General features: G+C 65.0%; 21 protein-coding genes. 10 read left to right on the top strand and 11 right to left on the bottom strand.

Annotated features, from left to right (window positions below; all coding sequences use genetic code 11):
* Nucleotides 1–466: 466 nt before the first annotated feature.
* The gene (locus AB1411_10290) at nt 467–1,225 is read left to right on the top strand and encodes a hypothetical protein (GenBank protein MEW6543985.1); all 759 of its coding nucleotides are present in this window, start codon (nt 467–469) and stop codon (nt 1,223–1,225) included.
* On the opposite strand, the gene AB1411_10295 is transcribed toward AB1411_10290, so the two are convergent.
* The 6 genes from AB1411_10295 to AB1411_10320 all read right to left on the bottom strand — a co-directional run bounded on the left by AB1411_10295 (nt 1,157) and on the right by AB1411_10320 (nt 7,023).
* Nucleotides 1,157–1,525: a DUF3147 domain-containing protein gene (locus tag AB1411_10295; protein ID MEW6543986.1), complete on the bottom strand. Its 369-nt coding sequence runs from the start codon at nt 1,523–1,525 to the stop codon at nt 1,157–1,159. The two genes, AB1411_10290 and AB1411_10295, sit on opposite strands and share 69 nt — an antisense overlap.
* A 25-nt stretch (nt 1,526–1,550) precedes the next feature.
* Nucleotides 1,551–2,576: a ribonuclease Z gene (locus AB1411_10300; protein MEW6543987.1), complete on the bottom strand. Its 1,026-nt coding sequence runs from the start codon at nt 2,574–2,576 to the stop codon at nt 1,551–1,553.
* A 91-nt stretch (nt 2,577–2,667) separates the two neighbouring features.
* Nucleotides 2,668–3,363 carry a CPBP family intramembrane glutamic endopeptidase gene (locus AB1411_10305; protein MEW6543988.1) on the bottom strand — a complete coding sequence of 232 codons (696 nt, stop codon included), beginning with the start codon at nt 3,361–3,363 and terminating at the stop codon, nt 2,668–2,670.
* 17 nt (nt 3,364–3,380) lie between these two features.
* Nucleotides 3,381–4,904: a TolC family protein gene (locus tag AB1411_10310; protein MEW6543989.1), complete on the bottom strand. Its 1,524-nt coding sequence runs from the start codon at nt 4,902–4,904 to the stop codon at nt 3,381–3,383.
* Nucleotides 4,905–5,219: 315 nt separating this feature from the next.
* On the bottom strand, nt 5,220–5,468 hold the full coding sequence (locus tag AB1411_10315; protein MEW6543990.1) for a hypothetical protein: 249 nt from the start codon (nt 5,466–5,468) through the stop codon (nt 5,220–5,222).
* 70 nt (nt 5,469–5,538) lie between these two features.
* Complete coding sequence (locus tag AB1411_10320; GenBank protein MEW6543991.1) at nt 5,539–7,023, bottom strand: M28 family peptidase; 1,485 nt, start codon at nt 7,021–7,023, stop codon at nt 5,539–5,541.
* A gap of 121 nt (nt 7,024–7,144) precedes the next feature.
* On the opposite strand from AB1411_10320, the gene AB1411_10325 reads away from it, so the two are divergent.
* Nucleotides 7,145–7,390: a hypothetical protein gene (locus AB1411_10325; protein ID MEW6543992.1), complete on the top strand. Its 246-nt coding sequence runs from the start codon at nt 7,145–7,147 to the stop codon at nt 7,388–7,390.
* 8 nt (nt 7,391–7,398) lie between these two features.
* Here the strand turns inward: AB1411_10325 and AB1411_10330 are convergent, their stop codons facing one another.
* A complete protein-coding gene (locus tag AB1411_10330; protein MEW6543993.1) occupies nt 7,399–9,147 on the bottom strand; it encodes a transglutaminase family protein in 1,749 nt (582 codons plus the stop codon).
* Between the two features lie 93 nt (nt 9,148–9,240).
* Complete coding sequence (locus tag AB1411_10335; GenBank protein MEW6543994.1) at nt 9,241–9,417, bottom strand: hypothetical protein; 177 nt, start codon at nt 9,415–9,417, stop codon at nt 9,241–9,243.
* Between the two features lie 715 nt (nt 9,418–10,132).
* On the opposite strand from AB1411_10335, the gene AB1411_10340 reads away from it, so the two are divergent.
* Both AB1411_10340 and AB1411_10345 read left to right on the top strand, forming a co-directional pair.
* Nucleotides 10,133–10,915: a hypothetical protein gene (locus AB1411_10340; protein MEW6543995.1), complete on the top strand. Its 783-nt coding sequence runs from the start codon at nt 10,133–10,135 to the stop codon at nt 10,913–10,915.
* A 13-nt stretch (nt 10,916–10,928) separates the two neighbouring features.
* Nucleotides 10,929–11,603, top strand: coding sequence for a DUF3313 domain-containing protein (locus AB1411_10345; protein MEW6543996.1), 675 nt, complete (start codon nt 10,929–10,931; stop codon nt 11,601–11,603).
* On the opposite strand, the gene AB1411_10350 is transcribed toward AB1411_10345, so the two are convergent.
* Complete coding sequence (locus tag AB1411_10350) at nt 11,597–12,067, bottom strand: nucleoside deaminase (GenBank protein ID MEW6543997.1); 471 nt, start codon at nt 12,065–12,067, stop codon at nt 11,597–11,599. The two genes, AB1411_10345 and AB1411_10350, sit on opposite strands and share 7 nt — an antisense overlap.
* Before the next feature lie 79 nt (nt 12,068–12,146).
* Here AB1411_10350 and AB1411_10355 point away from each other — a divergent pair, with 79 nt between their 5' ends.
* Nucleotides 12,147–12,710 carry a metal-dependent hydrolase gene (locus AB1411_10355; GenBank protein ID MEW6543998.1) on the top strand — a complete coding sequence of 188 codons (564 nt, stop codon included), beginning with the start codon at nt 12,147–12,149 and terminating at the stop codon, nt 12,708–12,710.
* Nucleotides 12,711–12,793: 83 nt separating this feature from the next.
* Nucleotides 12,794–14,797 (top strand): excinuclease ABC subunit UvrB, encoded by a 2,004-nt coding sequence (gene uvrB, locus AB1411_10360; GenBank protein MEW6543999.1) that lies wholly within the window; start codon nt 12,794–12,796, stop codon nt 14,795–14,797.
* Nucleotides 14,798–14,859: 62 nt separating this feature from the next.
* Here the strand turns inward: uvrB and AB1411_10365 are convergent, their stop codons facing one another.
* Both AB1411_10365 and AB1411_10370 read right to left on the bottom strand, forming a co-directional pair.
* Complete coding sequence (locus AB1411_10365) at nt 14,860–15,120, bottom strand: DUF4321 domain-containing protein (GenBank protein MEW6544000.1); 261 nt, start codon at nt 15,118–15,120, stop codon at nt 14,860–14,862.
* 121 nt (nt 15,121–15,241) lie between these two features.
* Entirely contained in the window at nt 15,242–15,631 is a 390-nt protein-coding gene (locus AB1411_10370) for a PilZ domain-containing protein (GenBank protein MEW6544001.1), read from the bottom strand.
* A gap of 195 nt (nt 15,632–15,826) precedes the next feature.
* On the opposite strand from AB1411_10370, the gene ffh reads away from it, so the two are divergent.
* The 4 genes from ffh to trmD are packed head-to-tail and all read left to right on the top strand — an operon-like array spanning nt 15,827 to nt 18,836.
* Nucleotides 15,827–17,173 carry a signal recognition particle protein gene (ffh, locus tag AB1411_10375; protein MEW6544002.1) on the top strand — a complete coding sequence of 449 codons (1,347 nt, stop codon included), beginning with the start codon at nt 15,827–15,829 and terminating at the stop codon, nt 17,171–17,173.
* A 59-nt stretch (nt 17,174–17,232) separates the two neighbouring features.
* Nucleotides 17,233–17,511, top strand: a complete 279-nt coding sequence (gene rpsP / locus AB1411_10380) for a 30S ribosomal protein S16 (protein ID MEW6544003.1) — start codon at nt 17,233–17,235, stop codon at nt 17,509–17,511.
* 22 nt (nt 17,512–17,533) lie between these two features.
* Nucleotides 17,534–18,079 (top strand): ribosome maturation factor RimM, encoded by a 546-nt coding sequence (rimM, locus tag AB1411_10385; GenBank protein MEW6544004.1) that lies wholly within the window; start codon nt 17,534–17,536, stop codon nt 18,077–18,079.
* Nucleotides 18,066–18,836 (top strand): tRNA (guanosine(37)-N1)-methyltransferase TrmD, encoded by a 771-nt coding sequence (gene trmD / locus AB1411_10390; GenBank protein MEW6544005.1) that lies wholly within the window; start codon nt 18,066–18,068, stop codon nt 18,834–18,836. Before rimM ends, trmD begins: the two co-directional genes overlap by 14 nt.
* The last annotated feature ends 49 nt before the right edge of the window (nt 18,837–18,885 follow it).

Consider the following 18,885-nt stretch of genomic DNA (forward strand, 5'->3'; position numbering starts at 1 on the left):
TTCCGGGCCCGAAGGTGTTCGAGACCCAGATCCACGGGAAGCGGTTCGAGATGTACAACGACACCGTGCTGGGGTTCAACAAGTCGGGCAAGGAGGTCGTGCGGCAGCAGGTGGAGGAGCCGATCTATATCCGCCCTGCGGAGCGGGTCAATTGGCTCTGAGCCGAGGGGAGAAGGGGGGAGGGGCTCCGCCCCTCCCCCCAACCCACTGGCGTATCTCTACCAGTGCACACGTCATTTTGGCGCGTCGGGCTCGTGAACTGGCGGTAAAGCCACGATCCACGCGAAAGGAGGGGCGGTAATCGCGCTGCCTGATACCGCTTCGCGTGAGACGCAGGGGGCAGGGGACCTGAAAGGGTTTTCCCTGCCCTTTGTTTTGGCGAAGGCTTTTCCTGAACTGGAAACGGGATACAGAGGCGCGCATGGATCTTCGGGATCGCCGCAGACGGCCGAGCGCGAGACAGATCGTGGTCAGTGTTTTGATCGTCGGTTTGGGCTTCTTTGGGGCCCAAGTCCTGAGGCAGATGGACCAGGACCTCCGGATTCTCTACACGGAATATACGCTGGCCGCCGCGGACCTGACGCACGCGCTGACCGAGGTGATCCGCTACCGGAACACGATCCTGCGGGCCATCGAGGCACCCACCAAGTCTGACTACTATCGAATCACGGCCGCGTTGCCTGAATTGAGGGCCAGGATTCGCCGATCGGTGGATCGGTTTGCCCAGGCCGGCACGCACGTGTCGAAAAGCGGCCGCAGCGAAGCCGAGGATGTGCGGCTCGTGCGGGATCGGCTTGAGGAGTACTTCACGTCGGCTGACGTCACCATCGCGTTGATGAACAGTATCTGGACCGCTCCGACGCCCGAAAAGGCGGCGGAGGCAAGGGCCAGGGCGGAGGCACATGCGGCGGCCGACGCAGGGGCCAAGTTGGTGCAAGTGACCCTGGCGGTAGAACGTCTCCTGGACACGGTGGCCGAGGTGGGCAAGGAGTTACGCGATCAGGCTGCATCCGTCGTCAGACTGGCCAGTTTGGTCCTGATTCTCGGGGGGCTGGCGATCGCTTGGATTAACCTTTTCAGTGGATGGACCCCCACGGCCCGGAGCGGGCAACCAAATCTGGACTTCGACCGGAATCGGCCCGTGCGCGAGCGAAGCCTAGCGCATGGCCAACCTGATAGCGGCCACGAGCCCGATGTAGAGGGTCAGGGCGCAGGCCATGGTTAACCAAAAGCCCAGCCGGTTCAACATGAAGATGATGAAGCCGACGTAAACGATCCAGGCTGGCGCCAGCCAGAGGAGGTGCTTGGCGTAGGTGAGGGTGTGGGCGGTGCCGCCGTTCAGATAGATCAGCACGAACGTGACGCCGGTGATGGCCGGGAAGGTGCTCACGAAGGCCGCGAGGAATCCCTTGCCCTGGGCTCCCAGGTATGTGGAGACGCTCACCAGGGCTCCGCCGATCACGAAGTACATCGCCCATTGCGCGAGGCCCGGCAGGGGGTCTCCGGATTTCATCAGTTCGCTCATACACTCTCCGCTTCGAAGGTCGCCCTCAACCATCGGTTCCCGCGAAGGCCTCCATGGCCTCCCGGACGATCGCTTTACCCTGCCCCGTGTAGCGGGGTGAGAAGTGGAAGACGACCAGGTGGCGGGCCCCCGCCTTTCTCGCCAACAAGCCGGCCTGCCGCGCAGTCAAATGGTACCGCTCCCTGGCCTTGTCCGCGTCCCGCTCCAGGTAGGGGGCTTCGCAATAGAAGACGTCCGCGTCCCGAGCCAGCTCTACGATCTTGGCCTCGTTCTGTTCGTCATAGCGCACGTCAACCACATAGGCCAGCTTCTGCCCCCTGGTGATCGTCACAAACTGCTCGCGAATCTCGCCCAGGACGAACTCCCGCTCCTCCCGCCGGTGCTCGAAATAGAGGGTCGCCGTGAAGCGAAAGCGGTCCGGCTTGCCCTGCCACAGGTGCTGCTTCACCTCCTTCAGCCAGGAGCCGACCGGCAGGCCGGCTGCGTGGAGCCGCTCCTTGTTGACGTTGATGTGGAACTGCTCCTGCAAGGCGTAGCCGAAGGAATGGATTCGGTGGTTCAGCGGGGCGGCCCGGACGGTGAACATCGGGTCTTCGAGCACGGCGAAGGGGATGTCGGCGCCGGCCTGCTGTCGGGATTCGACAACGGGATCGCTGGGCTTGAACCCGTCGCTGGCCCGGAAGACGGTCAGGCGCGTCTCGCCGGGATGGAATTCCCGGACCTCCAGGGTGAGCGGATAGCCGTCCACCAGGTTCCAGGTGTAGCCCCCCAGCTTGCCGGTGACGTTGGCGATCAGGCCGGGCGGACCATAGAGTCTCAACGTCTTGCCCCGGCCCAGGGCGACTCGCAGGATCCGGTCGAACCCGATGAAGTGGTCCATGTGCATGTGGGAGACGAAAACATCTCCCGCCCGCAGCAGTCTAGTGGGGCCCAGGGGGCCGTTGTCGCCCAGGTCGAACAACAGGGCGCGCCTGGCCCACTTGATCTCCACGTACAGGCCTGGGTCGCCGAAGGGATCGTTGACCAGGTAGCTGGAAAAGGACGGGGTCATGGCGGAATTGGCGAGTTGTCCATTGACTCATTGAAGCATGGTTCCATCGGGCGGGGCAACGGTTCAATCGTCAAGGATCAATCGCCAATTCCTACGAGAGGACCACTTTGAGGGTCGCATACATGACGGTGACCTCCACCGCGTGGGCCGCGATCGTGGCCCACAGGTTGCCAAGGCGCAGCCGGATCACCCCCCAGACCAGCCCGTCCCAGACGGCGATCCAGTGCAGATGCGTGAAGGTGGCGACCATGAAGGGATCGAAGGAGAAGGCCAGGGCGGAGCCGGCGACCGCCAGGACCGGCCCGACCCTCCCCGGGAATGCCGACCGGAAGAGGGCCGTGAGCCGTCCCAGCAGGAAGCCGCGGAAGTTCACTTCGACCAAGGCCGCGATCGCGACGATGAGCCAGGGCAGCATGACCGCCGTCGGCATGCGGGCGTGCGGGGTCTCGCGGAGGAACTGGATGTCGCCCCCGAGTGCAGGAACGAGCCAGAGGATGACCGACACGTTGATCGGGCCCAGCACCAGTCCGGTGGCCAGCCCCCAGCGCATCCCTTCGGGGAATCGGGAAGGGGCCAGCCCGAGGCGAGCGACGACGTCGGTGTTCCTGATGGCCCAGGCGGCCAGTCCGGCGTAGGCCAGGATCTGGGGTATGAACTGGGCGGCCGGCCGCTGTTGCAGGTGGCCGGGCAGGAGGTAGTAGAGGAGGGTAGCCAGGATCGGAAACAACGCGAGGCCGGCCCATCGCTCCCGCTCCGACTCGACCGGCAGGGAAGACGGACCGGCCATCGCCTCGCGCCTCAGCCCTATTGCAGCACGATGCTGTAGCGGTCGAGAGTGGTCGCTTTCGTGCGCGCGAGATTAGACAGGGACTTGTTATAGTCCACGACGGCCCGCAGTTCGTTCCCCCTGGCGGTGGCAAGGTCGCGCTGGAAGTCCAGCACGAACCGGGTCGTGCTGAGCCCGACGTTCAACCGCTCCTGCTCGGCCTGGAGTTGTTTCTCCGCCATGATCCGGGCGGACCTCGTCGTCTCGATCCGTTTGAAGTCGGTCTGGACGCGGCGCACGGCCTCCCGGACGCTCACGACCACCTGCTGCCGGACGCTGGTCAGGGAAGCCTTGGCGTTGCGCGCTTCGAGCTGGCGCTTGTTGTACTGGCTCCAGGCGGAACGATTCCCCAGCGGGTAGCTGAAGACCAGCCCCGCCCCGTAGTTGTAGAAGTCGCCGCCGAAGTTCCGCCCCAGCATGTCGGCCGTTTCTTTTCCGAGCCCGGCCAGGCCGCTGGTCCCCTGGAAGGAGAGGTTGGGCAAAAGCTGGTTCTTGGCGAACTTCACGTTGAGGTCGCTGGTCTCGATGTTCTTGCTGGCCTGCAGGACTTCGGGCCGCCGCTCGAGTGCGATGTCGAGGGCCTCTTCCAGGCTGATCGGCTCCAGCGTCCTGACCGGCTGGTCAATGGGCACCAGGTGCAGGTCCTTGCGCAGTTCCTCGTCGGACGGGTTCAGCAGCCGCCGCAGTTGGTCCTCCTGGTCGTGGATGGCTTTCTCGGCGATCAGAACCTGCTCGATGCGCGAGGCGACGGCGGCCTCGGCCTGCAACACGTCCACGATCGCCATGACGCCGGCCTTGGCCTTGGCCCGGTTGCTGGCCAGCAGCTCCTCGGCGGCCTTCAGGGCGGCTTGGGCCACCTTGAGGTTCTCGTTCACGAAGACCAGCTCCCAGAAGTTCTGCTCGACCGTGGAGATCACCGTCAGCACCCGGTCCAGGAAGACGTTCTCTTCGACCTTGGCGTTGTTTTGCGCGATGTGGATGAAGGTCTTGTTGATGTCCGTGCCGAAGTTGCGCAGCAGCGGCTGCGTCAGCGTGAAGGCCAGGCCGGACTGGTAGCCGGGGTTGAACAGGAACTGGGTCGGCCCGGCCACGAACGTACGCGAGGGATTGAAGTTCAGGTCGTAGTTGGCGCCGGTCAGCAGGTTCTGTGTGAGGTCCACGGTCATGCTGGCCTGGTTCTGGTCGAAGCTCTGCAGCTTCGTCAGGTCCGCGCCGGTCAAGCCGAAAACCGGGCGGTTCAAGGGGGCCACCTGCCGGTTATACTGGCCGTTGAGGCTCAAGGTCGGATCGAACTTGGCCTGCTCGAAGATGATGTCGGTGAGCCGGCTCTCCTTGGTCTGTCGGCTGATCGTGATGTCCAGGTTGTATTGCAGCGCCCGCAGCACCGCGTCGTTGATGGAGATGGCCTCGCGGGTCACTGCCGGCTCCGATGGCGTGGCGCTCCACGCACCGGCGGACGGGAGGGTGAGCCAGAGCAGCGCGGCAGCCGAGGTCAACAGCATTCTGTGGACGTGCTGGGTGAAGGCTGGCATGGGAATCCCCCTTGCTATGATCCAGGAATGGGAGCATACTATAAACGTTTTCCGGCACAAGGGAAATAGGACGTCGGTACAGGCGTCGGGGGTTTCTGATCGGGAGCAAAAAGCCATGAAGAAACCGGTCCTGTTCGCCGTTGCGGCTCTCCTGCTCATGGCTGCTGCGATGCCGGCTTGGGCCCAGTCTGTCTCAGGCGTGCGTGGCCTGAACGGGGGAGTGGCGCAGATGTTCGACCTCCCCGGGCCAGGCAGTCTCTATACAGACAGTCAAGGGACCCAGGGTTACATGTACACCCCCGGGCCCAGCGTCGAAACGTTCAATTTCCGGATCCCCAACGGGCCGGCTTGGAGCGGGGCGATGATGACCATGGGTCCGCAGTTGTCCGTCGGCTTGATTAGTGGAGCCAACCAGGGATTCTTTTCCTCGACGACGGGAACGACGTCCCTGTCCAGGTTTGCGACCGTCTTCCCTCCCCCTCCCAGGGAACTTCCCCCGCTCTCCCCGATCCAATCCGGAATCTTGGAAGACATCCCGTAACGATTCCAACGCGGAAGTATGAACGCTGAAGGATGAAGGGAGGAGCCCAGCCTTCGAGGTTCGTCAGTCGGCGTTTGCCAAGAGCCAGGCGAGGGCCAGGACGTAGCGCGCCGCCGTCTGCAGAATCTCCGGCTTGACCGTCTCAGCCGTGTCGCTCGGCTGATGAAAGTGAGGGTGCGGACCGCCGCTCACGACGGTCACGGTCGGAACGCCTGCCTCCTTGAACGGGACGTGGTCGCCTCCAGGAAAGAATCCGAAGAGGTCCAGCCGGTCCGAAAGGCCGGCCATCTGGCCGGCCTGTGTCGCCGTCTCCTTGGCCAGGCCCGTCACTCCCACCGTCAGCCGGCCGTTGCCGATGCCCGCATGGTCCACGTTGATCATGGCGATGGTGCCGGCGAGGGGCCGGGCCGGCCGGGCGACGTAGAGTCGTGATCCGAGCAGCCCCTGCTCCTCCCCGCTGAACGACACGAACAGGACCGAACGTTTCGGCTTCAGATCGCGAAAGGCCCGTGCCACCTCGAGCAACACGGAAGTTCCCGAGGCGTTGTCGTCCGCTCCGGGGAACAGCACGCCTCCCTGCCGGCCAAAATGATCCCGGTGCGCGCCGACGATGATGGTGTCTTGCGAGCACACGGGGTCCTGGCCGGGCTTGAGGGCCAGGAAGTTGTAGAGGATGCCCTGGACCGGGGAGGCGTCCCACGCCAGACGGGCCAGGACGCCGGTCGGCCCAGATTGGGGCACGCGCGAGCGGTTCAATTGCTCCTGTCGGTTGCGCAACGGACTGGTCCGTCCGGAGAAGAACCGCTCGGCCAGGGCGGGAGTCAGCCACGCTCCGGGCAGTGGGCGCTCGCCGTCCAGGCCGGTGTAGGAGCCCATCGGCGCGGTGCTCATGCCGCGTCGGGCTTCGTACGCGTTCATGATCGGCCCGGTGACCAGCAGGAAGGCGACGGCGCCTTTCTCCCTGGCTGTGCGCTCCTTGTCCGCGTTGGAGACCGGGGCGGGATACCAGTCCGGCTTTCCCCGGAGGAACAGCACGATCCGGTTGCGCACGTCCTGCCCCTCGTACTCGTCGAACCCCCTGGCCGGGTCGGAAATGCCGTACCCGAGGAATACGACGGGGGCCGTGACGCTGACCGATGGGGAGTCGAAGATCGGGAGGTAGTCCGCCACCGGTCTGGCCGTGACGCGCTCGGGTCCCACGAAGAGCTGGAGGAGAGGGGGCTCGGCGATCTGCATCACCGTGACCGGCTCGGCCATGGCCCATCCCTGGGCGGCGGGCCGGGCGGACATGAGCTGGGCAAGCTGCAGTCCCAGCGCCTGGAACCGCTCCGCCACGAAGATCCCCGACCGAAGGTCGTCGGTCGTCCCGGTCTGGCGTCCGTTGAATTCGGGGCTGCTCAGCCGCTGCACGTCCGCCAGCATCCGTGCGCCGGACACCTCGTCCAGCGCGCGAGCCAGGCCGTCCGGCTCTCCCGCCTGGCTGCCCGATCCGAGGGCCGAAAAAAGGACGAGGGCGGTTCCACAGAAAATGAGCAGGGCTCGTCTCATGGTCCTTCTGTTTGTCGTACTTCGTCGAGGCGGCAGGGTATCATGCCGCCGATCAGGTGCCAAGGTGGATGGGTGCCGGCCATACTTGCGCGACGGCTCGTGATCTGCTATCTGAGTTACGATGAGTGACGACGGCCTCTATCCCGGTGTCTATAAGAGATTCTTCGAGCGCCGTGACCAGGCCAAGGGCTACGACTTCCAGCATGCCCCCCAGGGTAGCGCGGAGCCGCCCGTCGTCACCTTCGGCGAGAAGCTGCGCTGGTGGACCTGGGATCGCTGGAAGCGGATGAAAAAAATCCGGGCAGAGCGGGATCGGTGTCAGATGGAGATCATTCAACTGTCTCAGCGCTCACCACACAACAAGTAGGCCGGTCTTCAATCCTTCAGCGAGATCAGCCCCCTGAGCCTGAAGTTGAACTCGATGTTCAGGATCTGGTTCCACACCGGGCCGGTGAGAGAGGCGAGTCTGGCCCTCGTGCTGTCCTCCGGCGTGACCACCTTGCCATAGAGGAAGAACCAGTTCACGATCGGGTCGCCCGAATACTTCGGCACGATCCAGTAGCGGCGGTCCTGCAGGACGGTCTTCATCCCTTCGAAGGAAAAGGCGACCCATTCATAGCGGTTGGGCGGGGTGCGAATCTGGGCGGTCCTGACCGGCCGGCTCTTCGCCACCAGCTTGCTGGGCCCGTCGCCGCCGTCCTCATAGACCTCGACCCACAACTCGCCGGTCTCGCCGCCGAACCGGTGCAGGGCGAGCGAGAAATCCTTCAGCAGCACCGGCCGGTCCGGCTCCAGGGCCTGGGCATAGACCATGTCGCCGGTGATGTACTCCGCCGTTTCCACCATGTAGTTCCCTTCGAGGGAAAACTGGCCTCCGCCTTCCGCCTTCACCGGCTCGAACAGCCGGAGTTCGTGCGGGAACTCCAGATTCCCGAAGACCACCGGGAAGTCGAAGTCTTCCAGTTTGAGCGGGGCCTTCGGAACCGGGGGGAGCGGAGGCGGTGCCACGGCCGGCGGCGCCGGCACGGGAGGCGCGGGCACCGGCCGAGCGGCCGACTGCAAGGCGGCCGCGTAGAGCAGCTTCTGGGGCACGTTTTCCACCCGCTGGGCCTTGACCACGTCCTGGTCTTGGGAGAAGTCCGCCTCTACGCGCATGTCCAGAATCTTGGGCTCGACGTTGCCACGGCTGCGCCAGGACATGAGCCCATCCGTGTGGACCGCCTTGTTGTCCGGACCGACTTCCATCCGGATAAACCGGGTGGAGACGAACAGGTGATAGGCCTGGCTGTCGTACATCAGCCAGCCTTGGTCCGGATAATATATCTCCAGCCAGGCATGACGGCCGGCCGCCCAGCGGCTGGTCCAGCGACGGCGGCCATTGTCCTCGTCCACCTCCCAGGGCTTCTCCAACGTCCGGCCCCTTACCATCCTGGCGGGGATGCCCGCAGCGCGCAGGAGGGCGGCGGCCAGGTGGGTGTAGTTCTGGCAGTTTCCCTTGCCCTCCCGTTTCGTGTAGATCGCGTCATAGCCGGACGGGTCCAGTTGGTAGTGGAGGTGGTCCACCACCCAATGGAGAATCTTGGCGACCGCCTCATGCTCCGTCGCCGCTCCCTTCGCCAAATCGGCCGCCAGGGTTTTGATCTCCTGATCGTCCGACTGGACCTGGGCCGAAGGTTTGAGATACGGGGCGACGTCGGAGGGAATCGAGGAAGGTGCGAGGGGATAGGGGGCCGCCATGAACACCGGCGCGAACTCCACCGAGGCCTTGATGTCGTATTCGCTGACGACTTGGACCTCGCCGGCCGGTGCCTGCCAGGTCAGCTTGAGGATGCGGTTGCCGTAGGGATCGGTCTGTTCCTGCACGGAGGACGGCTTGGGCCTGGCCTGGTACCGGTAATTCGAGACCACCTGTTTGGACGTCTTCGTCGTCACGTTGGGCGGCGGGACCAGGTTGTAGGAGAACTGGTCAATCCCGCCCTGCCCGCTCGGCATCCCTATGACCGCCGTGTCCTTCACGTGAAAATTGGACGACAGCGCTCCATCAAGAACCAGCGTCCTCGTATGGGCGGGACTCAACCAGATGGTGCAGAGCAGCGCGAGAGTCAGGGCCAGCCGGATCACCATGCAAGTCCTCCGCGAGACGCAGGAGGCGACCCTAGACGGAAAGCGGATGGATGTCTGGCCAGAGGCCGTGTATCGAAGATCGCGAGCAACGTGTTAGCTCCGGTGAAACCAGAAGGCCCGGAAGCGGTAGTTGCAGGAGCGGCACTCGAAGGGGTAGATGAAAAACATCGAGTAGAAGCGGTCGCCGGAGCGCCGCTCGACTCGTACCCCGTCACGACATTGACAAATCGGGCACCGCGTCGTCAACAGGGAATGTAGGCGCGTCAGCATGCGTAGTCTCTTTTATTCCAATCGAAGCCATTTGACAAGGATAATCGGCCAATGACGACAAGGTCCTCGGTAACTCGGACGAGTGGATTTTCCCCCTTTCTCCGCGCTACACTCGCGGGGTTCGTCGGACTGAGGGGAAGATGCCTCGCCGATCCGCCGATGACCGTCCGATCGTTCGCGTCCTTCTGCCCCCGCTCGGCATCCCCGCAAGGCCATTCGGACGTGCTGGTCATGGCGGCCCAGGCGCCGGGGTGAAGCAGTTTATTATGGGCCCCAGGCGGACACGGTGCTCGTGCCGGGGATGACGCCGGTCGTGCTCGGCGGCGCGGACCAGGTTGCCCGGTTGCGGACCGCGGCGGCCGCGCCGCAGGCGGAGGGGCAGTCCATGCGCCGGCTGGCCTCTAGCAGGCTGTTGAAAAACCGTTTTGCTACCTCGGCACACAGCGCGGCGCGAGGTCGCAGACGCAATCAGAGGAAACCACAGGATGTTCAAAAAGGCCGTCCAGCGAGGCCGCAGCCAGCGAGGAGGCGAGGCGTACTCTTTTCGGTACGTTGAGCCTCTGAGCGCCGCGAGAACAAAGCTGGCGGACTTTTTCAACATCCTGCTAGAACCGCCCCGCTGTGTCCGTAGGGCTTGTGGTAAGATTCGGGCCCGGCCTGGGAGAGACCGCCAGGGAAGCTGCGAAAGGGGAGAGGGATCGTGAAGGAATGTTCGGTGCGTAACCGGGTTCGTTTGCCGCGTTTTTCCACTCCGGCCGTGTTCCTGCTGGCGGCGATCGGGTTGATCGTGGGGAGCCGCCACGCGCTCGCCGGAGAGGAGAAGGGGGCGCGGGCTTATAACGAGAAGGCCCAGGCCGAGTTGGACCTGCGGCACCTGTGGAATTTCGACAAGGACAAGCCTGGCGGCCCGCCGGCCGGATTCATAGCCTTGACGGTCGGGGCCGGCCAAGCGGGAGGTTGGACCGTGGAGGCCGATCCCCTGGCTCCCTCGGCGCCGAACCGGCTCAGCCAGACGGTCCTCTGTCCGGGCGGCTGCTACCAACTCCTCCTGGCTGAGGGGGTGACCTACGACTACGTTGATCTGACCGTCCGCCTCCGTGTCGTTTCCGGCACGCCGGCAACGACCGGGGCGACCGGCGGGGCGGTCTTCCGGGTGAAGGACGAGCGCAACTTCCACGCCGCTCTGGTGGACTTGGCGGCCCAAAGCCTGGAGGTCATCCGGGTGGTGGACGGACAGGCCACGGTGCTCGCGCACGAGCCGGTCAAGCTTCGGCCCGGCGCCTGGCATCCGTTGCGGGTGCTCCACGAGACGATCCTGAGCAAGGACCTGATGGAAATCTCCTTTGACGGGAAGATCGTCTTTTCCACTTGGGATCAAGAACGGTACGGGGGGCGGATCGGACTGGCTACGAGGGGAGACGCGGCGATCGGGTTCGACAACTTCCACGTGATCCGGCTCTACTCGCAAAAGCCCCTCTCGCCTCCGGCGGCCTATTGAGAGGGCGAACGTCGTGCTTCTCGACGCCGATCGGCTCTGCCTGCGACGGGCAGGCGCGACCGTGGTCATCGTGACCGTGGTCGGGCTGCTCGCCGGCGGGTGCCGGTCCGACAGGGTGACTCCATCCGGCTTCCTCGGGGACTACTCGGGCATGGAGCCGCTGCCCGAAGACCCCTCCATTCTCTACGCGGAAAAGCCGAACGTAGACTGGAAGGTGTACAAGAAGCTCCAGTTCGATCCGGTCACGGTCTCCTATGCGCCCGATGCCAGGAACCGCCAGATTGATCCGGCCGAGCTGAAGAAGCTGACCGACTATGCCGTGAACGCCGCAAGAGAGGCGGTGCAGGATGCTTACCCGGTGGTGCAGGAGCCGGGCCCCGACGTGCTGCTGGTGCGGGCTGCCCTGACCGACGTGATCCCGGCCAGCCCGCTGGTGAACCTGGCCACGACGGCGGCCCTCTTCGTGCCATTGGACATGGGGGGAGCCGCGATCGAGGTGGAATTCGTGGACTCCCGATCAGGGGAGCGGCTGGCGGCCCTGGTGGATCGCCGGATCGGGTTCCCCCTCCATCCGGGTGATTTCGTCCAGGGGTTTACGAAATGGGGCCATGCCAAGCGGGCCTTCGACCAGTGGGCGAGGCTGCTGCGGGAGGGTCTGGACGAAGCCCACGGGAAGAAGCCTCAATAGGCCCGCCGGTCGGCCCGCTCGGCCCAGGCGGTGAAGAGCGCCAGGCTCTCCTCCCGGAGCAGGCCCCCTCTGATCTCGATCTGACTCGCACCCAGTTGCCGCATCTGCTCGCTCGCGATGGCCAGCTCGTTGAACCCGCTCCGCCGGGCGTCCTCGATCCCGGCGCCGTACACGATCCTCGCGATGCGGGCCCAGTGGCAGGCGCTGAAACACATGGGACAGGGCTCGCAGGTCGAGTAGATCGCGCAGCCGGTCAGGTCCACGGTCTTGAGCTTCGCGCAGGCCTCCCGGATCGCCAGCACTTCCGCGTGGGCCGTGATGTCGGTCCGTTCCCACACGCCGTTGTGGGCGAGGCAGACGACCCGGCCGTCCTTGACGAGGCAGGCGCCAAAGGGCGTCTGCCCCTTTGTGATCCCCTCCAGGGCGGTCCGGATCGCGAGCCTCATATAATCTTCGTCCGTCACTCCTCCCTCCTTCCGGCCCGGCTTTCCCGGCCTTGGGCCGGGTTCGACGCTATTCTAGCTTAGACGGGAACGAATCACGATGGCGTCGGAAATTTCCCATGCGGTCGTCGCGCTGGCGATCGGCAAGGCCATTGGCAAGTCCATTGGGTGGAGGGCCGTGCCGGCCCGCTTCTGGTGGCTGTCGGTCATCTGCTCGGTATTGCCGGACGTGGACGTCCTCGGTTTCGCCCTCGGCATCGAATATGGGGATCTGCTGGGCCATCGCGGCTTGACCCATTCCCTCTGCTTCGCCCTGGTTGTGAGCCTGGCCGTCGTCCGGATGCAATTCCCGGAGGCGGCCTTGGGCTCGCAATCCTGGTGGAGGCTGATCGCGCACTTCTTTCTCGTCACGGCGTCGCACGGCTTCCTGGACGCCATGACCAACGGCGGGCTCGGGGTGGCCTTCTTCTCGCCCTTCGACAACAGCCGGTACTTTCTGCCCTGGCGGCCGGTGGAGGTCTCGCCGATCGGGTTGGCCGGGTTCTTCACGCCCCACGGCGCGCAAGTGCTGGCCAGCGAGCTGATGTGGATCTGGATTCCGGTCGGCTTGGCGGCTCTCGCGGTTGGGACCTATAGGAGGCTGGCATCCGGGCGGTTTCCATGACCGTCCCGGAATCAAGCCCGGAGAGGGGGCGGCGCGGCGGTGCCGGGAGAACCGGTGTGGTAAGATGCCGCCTGAGAGACGCCATGCCGGCGACGAATCGGTTCAAGCTGGAAGCTCCGTTTGCGCCCTGCGGGGATCAGGGCCAGGCCATCGAGAAGCTGACGTCCGGGGTGCAGGCCGGCAAACAGCACCAGGTCCTGCTGGGCGTCACCGGCTCCGGCAAGACCTTCACGATGGCCAACCTGATCGAGCGGGCGCAGAAGCCGACGCTCGTGCTGGTCCACAACAAGACCCTGGCGGGCCAGCTCTACCAGGAGTTCAGGGCCTTCTTCCCGCACAACGCGGTCGAATACTTCGTCAGCTACTACGACTACTACCAGCCGGAAGCCTACATCCCCCAGACCGACACCTACATCGCCAAGGACGCTTCGATCAACGACGCGATCGACCAGATGCGCCACTCCGCCACCCGGTCGCTGCTGGAGCGGAACGACGTCGTGATCGTGTCCTCGGTTTCCTGCATCTACGGCCTGGGCTCCCCGGAGGTCTACCACGACATGCTGCTCTATCTGGAAGAAGGGATGGAAATCCGGCGCGAGCAGATCCTGGCCAAGCTGGTGGAGATCCAGTACGCTCGGAACGACACGGACTTCCACCGGGGCACGTTCCGGGCCCGCGGGGACGTGGTCGAGATCTTTCCGGCCTCCTCCGACGCCAACTCGGTGCGGATCGAGCTGTTCGGGGACGTGGTGGACGCGATCCACGAGATTGATCCGCTCACAGGCAAGTCCCTGGCCCGGCTTCCCAAGGTGCCGATCTATCCGAACACCCACTACCTGATCGCCCCGGACCGGTACGAACGGGCGCTGAACGGGATCGAAGGAGAGCTGGACGAGCGCATCGCCTTCTTCAAGCAGCAGGGCAAGCTCCTGGAGGCGCAGCGGATCGAGCAGCGGACCAAGTTCGACCTCGAAATGATCCGGGCGATGGGCTATTGCCACGGGATCGAGAACTACTCCCGCCACCTCAGCGGCCGGGCGCCGGGCGAACCGCCGCCCACGCTGCTCGACTATTTCCCCAAGGATTTTCTGCTGATTGTGGACGAGTCCCACGCGACGATCCCCCAGGTGCAGGGGATGTACGAGGGCGACCATTCGCGCAAGAAGAGCCTGGTGGAGTACGGGTTCCGCCTGCCGTCGGCCTTCGACAACCGGCCGCTGACCTTCGCGGAGTTCGAGCGCACGATCAACCAGGTGGTCTACGTCTCGGCGACGCCGGGCTCCTATGAGCTGGAGCACGCCGGCTCGGCGGTCGTCGAGCAGATCATCCGGCCCACCGGGCTGATGGACCCGGAGATCGAGGTCCGGCCGGCAAGGGGGCAGGTGGACGACCTGCTCGCGGAGGCCCGGGCGGAGGCGGCGCGAGGGAGCCGGGTGCTCGTGACGACCTTGACCAAGCGGATGGCGGAGGACCTGACCGAGTACTTCCACGACCTGGGTGTGAAGGTCCGTTACCTCCATTCCGACATCAAGACGCTGGAGCGGGCCGAGATCGTGCGGGACCTGCGGCGCGGCGTCTTCGACGTGCTGGTGGGGATCAACCTCCTGCGAGAAGGGCTGGATCTTCCGGAGGTCTGCCTCGTGGCGATCCTGGACGCGGACAAGGAAGGCTACCTGCGCTCCCACCGGTCGCTGATCCAGACGGCGGGGCGCGCGGCGCGCAACAGCCGGGGCCGGGTGATCCTCTACGGCGACACGGTCACCGACTCCATGCGGCTGGCCATTGACGAGACGGCGCGGCGGCGGCGCATTCAGGCCGATTACAACAGGGCCCACGGCATCACGCCGGCCAGCGTGAAGAAGGGGATTCCAGAGCTGGAGTACAAGATGGCCGAGATGGATTATCTGAACCTGGAGCGGGCGGCCGAGCCGGAAGCCGCCTACGAGAGCGGGGCGACGGACAAGGTGATCCAGACGCTCGAGGAGGAGATGAAGCTCGCGGCAAGGAACCTGGAGTTCGAACGGGCGGCCGAGCTGCGGGATCGGATCCGCTCGCTCCGGCTCAAGGAACTGGAAGCATCCCGATGAAGCGTGAAGAAAGACGGGGTCTTACGAACGACGCTTCACGAGCGACGAACGACGAGACTGCGTCAGGCCTGTTTATAGAGGTAGATGCCCAGGAAGATGCCGAGAAAGGTGAGGATGTTCATTTTCACCGTGAATCCGACGGTGAGTTTGAGCAGGACGAGGTCGATGGTCAGCGGCGGATTGATACCCGGCGTGATGGCCGTCGAGAACAGGTTCTGGATGGCGCCAGACGGGGCCATCACCCGGAGGGTTTCTCCCAGGACCCCGCCGAGCAGCCCGCCCAGCACGATGAAGAGGAGCAGGACCCAGGGGGATTTTTTCATCAGCGCAACTCCCGGCTGAGAGACCGTAGGGTAAATTGCGAGGTACCTTATCGAAAGCCTCCTGCCAAGTCAAGAAAAGCCGTGCGACGGTGTCGCTCCCGCCGCGTCGGGGCGATGGCGGTTAGACGTCGAAATGGCTGCGACGGCGCTCGGCTTGGAGGCGGAAGATGAAGCTGATGAGCCGTTCCCGATCTTCATCGCCGATGGCGGTGAACCTGGCCCCGACCAGATGGGAGGACTTGTCGCGCGTAATCGGCGCGATGCGGACGACCTTCGCGGTCGCGTGAATGGACTGGGTGTCGGGCAGGACAAGCCTGAGATCCAGCGAGTCGTCGGGGTTGAATTGCCGCGTGGTCACGAAACCGATGCCCCCGCCGCTGATGTTCACCTCGGCGGGACTCGGCTCACCAGCCGGCTCTCCCGTCAATCGGTAGTGCAGGGGGAGCACCACGCTGATGCGGAAGTGCTCTCGCTTCTCGGGGGGCTGATCCTGTGCGGGGTCGAGTTCCATAGCCGGTCCCGTCGCCGTGATTGCGCGGGTACTGTGGCATAGATTCTCCTTTCCGGCAATGAAAAACCGGGTCCCGTGCATCCGCTTGCCTCGGCCTTGGCGCGGTTGACTTTTCGGCCCCCCTCCGTTAAACTGCGCGGTGCTCTTCTCGCCGGATTCCTGTGACAATTAGCCCAGTTTTCCGAGCGGTTACGTATGCTTGAGGCGCTCAGCCAGAAGTTCGACAAGATCCTCAAGAGCCTCCGCGGTCACGGGGTCCTGACCGAGCAGAACATCGCGGAGGCGCTGAAGGAGGTCCGTCTGGCCCTGCTGGAGGCGGATGTCAACTTCAAGATCGTCAAGAGCTTCATCGACCGGGTGCGCGAGAAGGCGGTCGGCCAGGAGGTGCTCAAGAGCCTGACCCCCGGCCATCAGGTCGTCAAAGTCGTCTGGGAGGAGCTCCGCGAACTGATGGGCCGTGAGTCTTCCGGGCTGCACCTGTCATCCGTTCCGCCCACCGTGGTCATGATGGTGGGGCTGCAGGGAGCGGGCAAGACGACCACCTGCGGCAAGCTTGCGCGGCTCTTCAAGCAACAGGGAAGGCGGGTCCTGCTGGTTGCGGCTGATCCGCGCCGACCGGCGGCCGGCGATCAGCTGGCCAGCCTGGGGGCCGCGCTCGACGTGCCGGTGTGTCGCGCCGATCGGACTGACGCGACCCAGGCGGATGTCGTGCGGACTTGCGCCGAGGGAGCCGAGCGCGGGCGGGATCAAGGCTACGACGTGGTGATCCTGGACACGGGCGGGCGGCTCCACGTTGACGATGAGTTGATGGAGGAATTGGCGGCGGTCAAGCGGACCGTGCACCCCCAGGAAGTCCTTCTGGTCGCCGACGCCATGACCGGCCAGGACGCCGTGACGATGGCCGAGCGGTTCGACCGGCGCGTCGGCCTGACCGGCGTGATCCTCACCAAGGTGGAAGGGGACGCGAGGGGCGGCGCGGTCCTCTCCATCCGGGCGGTGACGGGCAAGCCGATCAAGTTCCTGGGGATGGGGGAGAAGCTGGACGCGCTGGAGCCGTTCCATCCGGACCGCCTGGCCTCGCGCATCCTCGGCATGGGCGACGTCCTGTCGCTCATCGAGAAGGCCCAGGAGGCCTATTCGCAGGAGCGGGCGGCGACGTTCCAGAAGAAGCTCGCGGCCAGCAGCCTGACGCTGGAAGACTTCCGGGAGCAGATCGCCCAGGTGAACAAGATGGGCTCGTTGGAGGAGCTCGTCGGCATGCTGCCGGGCGGGCAGAAGCTCAGGGAATTGGCTGGCGGGGGCGTGCCGGAGCGGGAGATCAAGCGCGTTGTGGCCATCATCAATTCGATGACCCAGCGCGAGCGGCGCGATCACACGATCATCAACGGGAGCCGCAAGAAGCGCATCGCCCGGGGCAGCGGGACGAACGTGCAGGACGTCAACCGGCTGATCAAGCAGTTCCTGACCGCCAAGAAGATGATGAAGGCGTTGACCGCGACCGGTGGGCGGCGGCAACTGGCCCAGGCGTTGCGGTCGTTCTAGAAAATAGCGAACAGCGAATAGCTATTCGTTGCTCGCTGCGAGCTTAAGGAGGAAGAGACGTGGCAGTTCATTTGCGATTGGCGCGGGCGGGCCGGCACAAGCTGCCCTTCTACCGGTTGGTGGCGGCGGATTCCCGCAAGCCCAGGGACGGACGGTATCTGGAAGTGTTGGGGACCTACGACGCGGTCAAGAATCCGCCGGTGGCCCAGTTGAAATCGGAGCGGGTACTGGACTGGCTGAGGAAAGGCGCGCAGCCCAGCGTGACGGTGCGGACCGTGCTGAAGCGTTCCGGGCTGCTCAAGCAGTTAGAGGACGAGCGGAAAGCGGGAGGCCAATAGCTGACGGCTGTTGGCTGCTTTTATGGCTGACACGGCGGAGCTCATCGCGATCGGACAGATCGTCAAGCCCTTCGGGGTGAAGGGCGACGTGCGGGTCCGCTCGCTCAGCCACGTGCCCGGCCGGTTCCAGGAGCTGCAGCGGGTGACCCTGGTGGCCAAATCCGGTCGGACGGTCGAGACGGCGGTCACGCGCGTGAGGGAGGAGCACGGGTCGTTTGTCGTGGGGTTTGAGGCATTCTCGACGCCGGAGGAGGCGGCGGCCTTCCGCGGCGGGCTCGTCAAGATTCCGCGCGAAGCGGCTCCACCCCGCCCCGATGGTCAATACTACGAGTTCGAGCTGCTGGGCATGACCGTCGCGGACGAACAGGGGCGGGTGCTCGGGACGCTCGAAGAGATCCTGGAAACGGGAAGCAACCACGTGCTCGTGGTCCGGGGCAATGGCCGTGAGCTCCTGCTCCCGGCCACGCGCGAGATCGTGGCTTCGGTGGACGTGGCGGGCAACACGATGAAGGTTCGGCGGTTCGAAGAACTGTGGGACGATCGGATGGGGATCCATGCTGCGCTGTGACGTGCTCACTCTGTTTCCCGACATGGTCCTGCCGGTCCTGGGCCAGAGCATGCTCAAGCGGGCTCAGGAGAAAGGCCTGCTGGAAGTCCGCGTCCGGAACCTGCGGGACTACACGCAGGATCGCCACCAGGTGGCCGACGACGCCCCTTACGGCGGCGGGGCCGGCATGGTCCTGAAGGCGGAGCCGGTCTTCCGGGCCATGGACGCGCTCCGGCTGGAGCACGGAACCCTGCGCCTGATCCTGCCATCCCCCCAGGGGCGGCCGTTCACCCAGCGGCTGGCCGAGGGCCTGCGGGACGAGCGGCGCCGGGTGGTGCTTCTTTGCGGCCACTACGAGGGCATTGACGAGCGGGTGCGGACCGGGCTCGAGCCGGAGGAGATCTCGATCGGCGACTACGTGCTGACCGGCGGGGAGCTGCCGGCGCTGGTCATGATCGACGCGGCGGTCCGGCTGATCCCCGGCGTGCTGGGCGATCCGGAGTCGGCGGTCGCGGAGTCCTTCTCGGACTCTCTGCTGGACTGTCCGCACTACACCCGTCCCGCCGAAGTGCGGGGCCTGACCGTGCCCGAGGTGCTGCTGTCTGGCAACCACGAGGCCGTCCGGTGCTGGCGCCGCAAGGAAGCGCTGCGCAACACCTGGCGGAAGCGGCCCGACCTGCTACGGGATCGCGTGCTCGGCGAGGAGGATCGGCGGCTGTTGGAAGCGATTGTGCAGGAAGAGACGCGTGAAGCGTTGTTCGTGAAGCGTATCTCATGAAATCTACAGGCGATTCACGAGAGACGAGATACGAGACGCGCATCTGGGG

The organism is Nitrospirota bacterium (assembly GCA_040757595.1).
Taxonomy (GTDB): Bacteria; Nitrospirota; Nitrospiria; order Nitrospirales; family Nitrospiraceae; genus JBFLWP01.

Coding starts and splice junctions, on each gene's coding strand:
- AB1411_10295 (MEW6543986.1), bottom strand. CDS start 1,525: ATGAGCGAACTGATGAAATCCGGAGACCCCCTGCCGGGCCTCGCGCAA.
- AB1411_10300 (MEW6543987.1), bottom strand. CDS start 2,576: ATGACCCCGTCCTTTTCCAGCTACCTGGTCAACGATCCCTTCGGCGAC.
- AB1411_10305 (MEW6543988.1), bottom strand. CDS start 3,363: ATGGCCGGTCCGTCTTCCCTGCCGGTCGAGTCGGAGCGGGAGCGATGG.
- AB1411_10310 (MEW6543989.1), bottom strand. CDS start 4,904: ATGCTGTTGACCTCGGCTGCCGCGCTGCTCTGGCTCACCCTCCCGTCC.
- AB1411_10315 (MEW6543990.1), bottom strand. CDS start 5,468: ATGTCTTCCAAGATTCCGGATTGGATCGGGGAGAGCGGGGGAAGTTCC.
- AB1411_10320 (MEW6543991.1), bottom strand. CDS start 7,023: ATGAGACGAGCCCTGCTCATTTTCTGTGGAACCGCCCTCGTCCTTTTT.
- AB1411_10325 (MEW6543992.1), top strand. CDS start 7,145: ATGAGTGACGACGGCCTCTATCCCGGTGTCTATAAGAGATTCTTCGAG.
- AB1411_10330 (MEW6543993.1), bottom strand. CDS start 9,147: ATGGTGATCCGGCTGGCCCTGACTCTCGCGCTGCTCTGCACCATCTGG.
- AB1411_10335 (MEW6543994.1), bottom strand. CDS start 9,417: ATGCTGACGCGCCTACATTCCCTGTTGACGACGCGGTGCCCGATTTGT.
- AB1411_10355 (MEW6543998.1), top strand. CDS start 12,147: ATGGCGTCGGAAATTTCCCATGCGGTCGTCGCGCTGGCGATCGGCAAG.
- uvrB (MEW6543999.1), top strand. CDS start 12,794: ATGCCGGCGACGAATCGGTTCAAGCTGGAAGCTCCGTTTGCGCCCTGC.
- AB1411_10365 (MEW6544000.1), bottom strand. CDS start 15,120: ATGAAAAAATCCCCCTGGGTCCTGCTCCTCTTCATCGTGCTGGGCGGG.
- AB1411_10370 (MEW6544001.1), bottom strand. CDS start 15,631: ATGGAACTCGACCCCGCACAGGATCAGCCCCCCGAGAAGCGAGAGCAC.
- ffh (MEW6544002.1), top strand. CDS start 15,827: ATGCTTGAGGCGCTCAGCCAGAAGTTCGACAAGATCCTCAAGAGCCTC.
- rimM (MEW6544004.1), top strand. CDS start 17,534: ATGGCTGACACGGCGGAGCTCATCGCGATCGGACAGATCGTCAAGCCC.
- trmD (MEW6544005.1), top strand. CDS start 18,066: ATGCTGCGCTGTGACGTGCTCACTCTGTTTCCCGACATGGTCCTGCCG.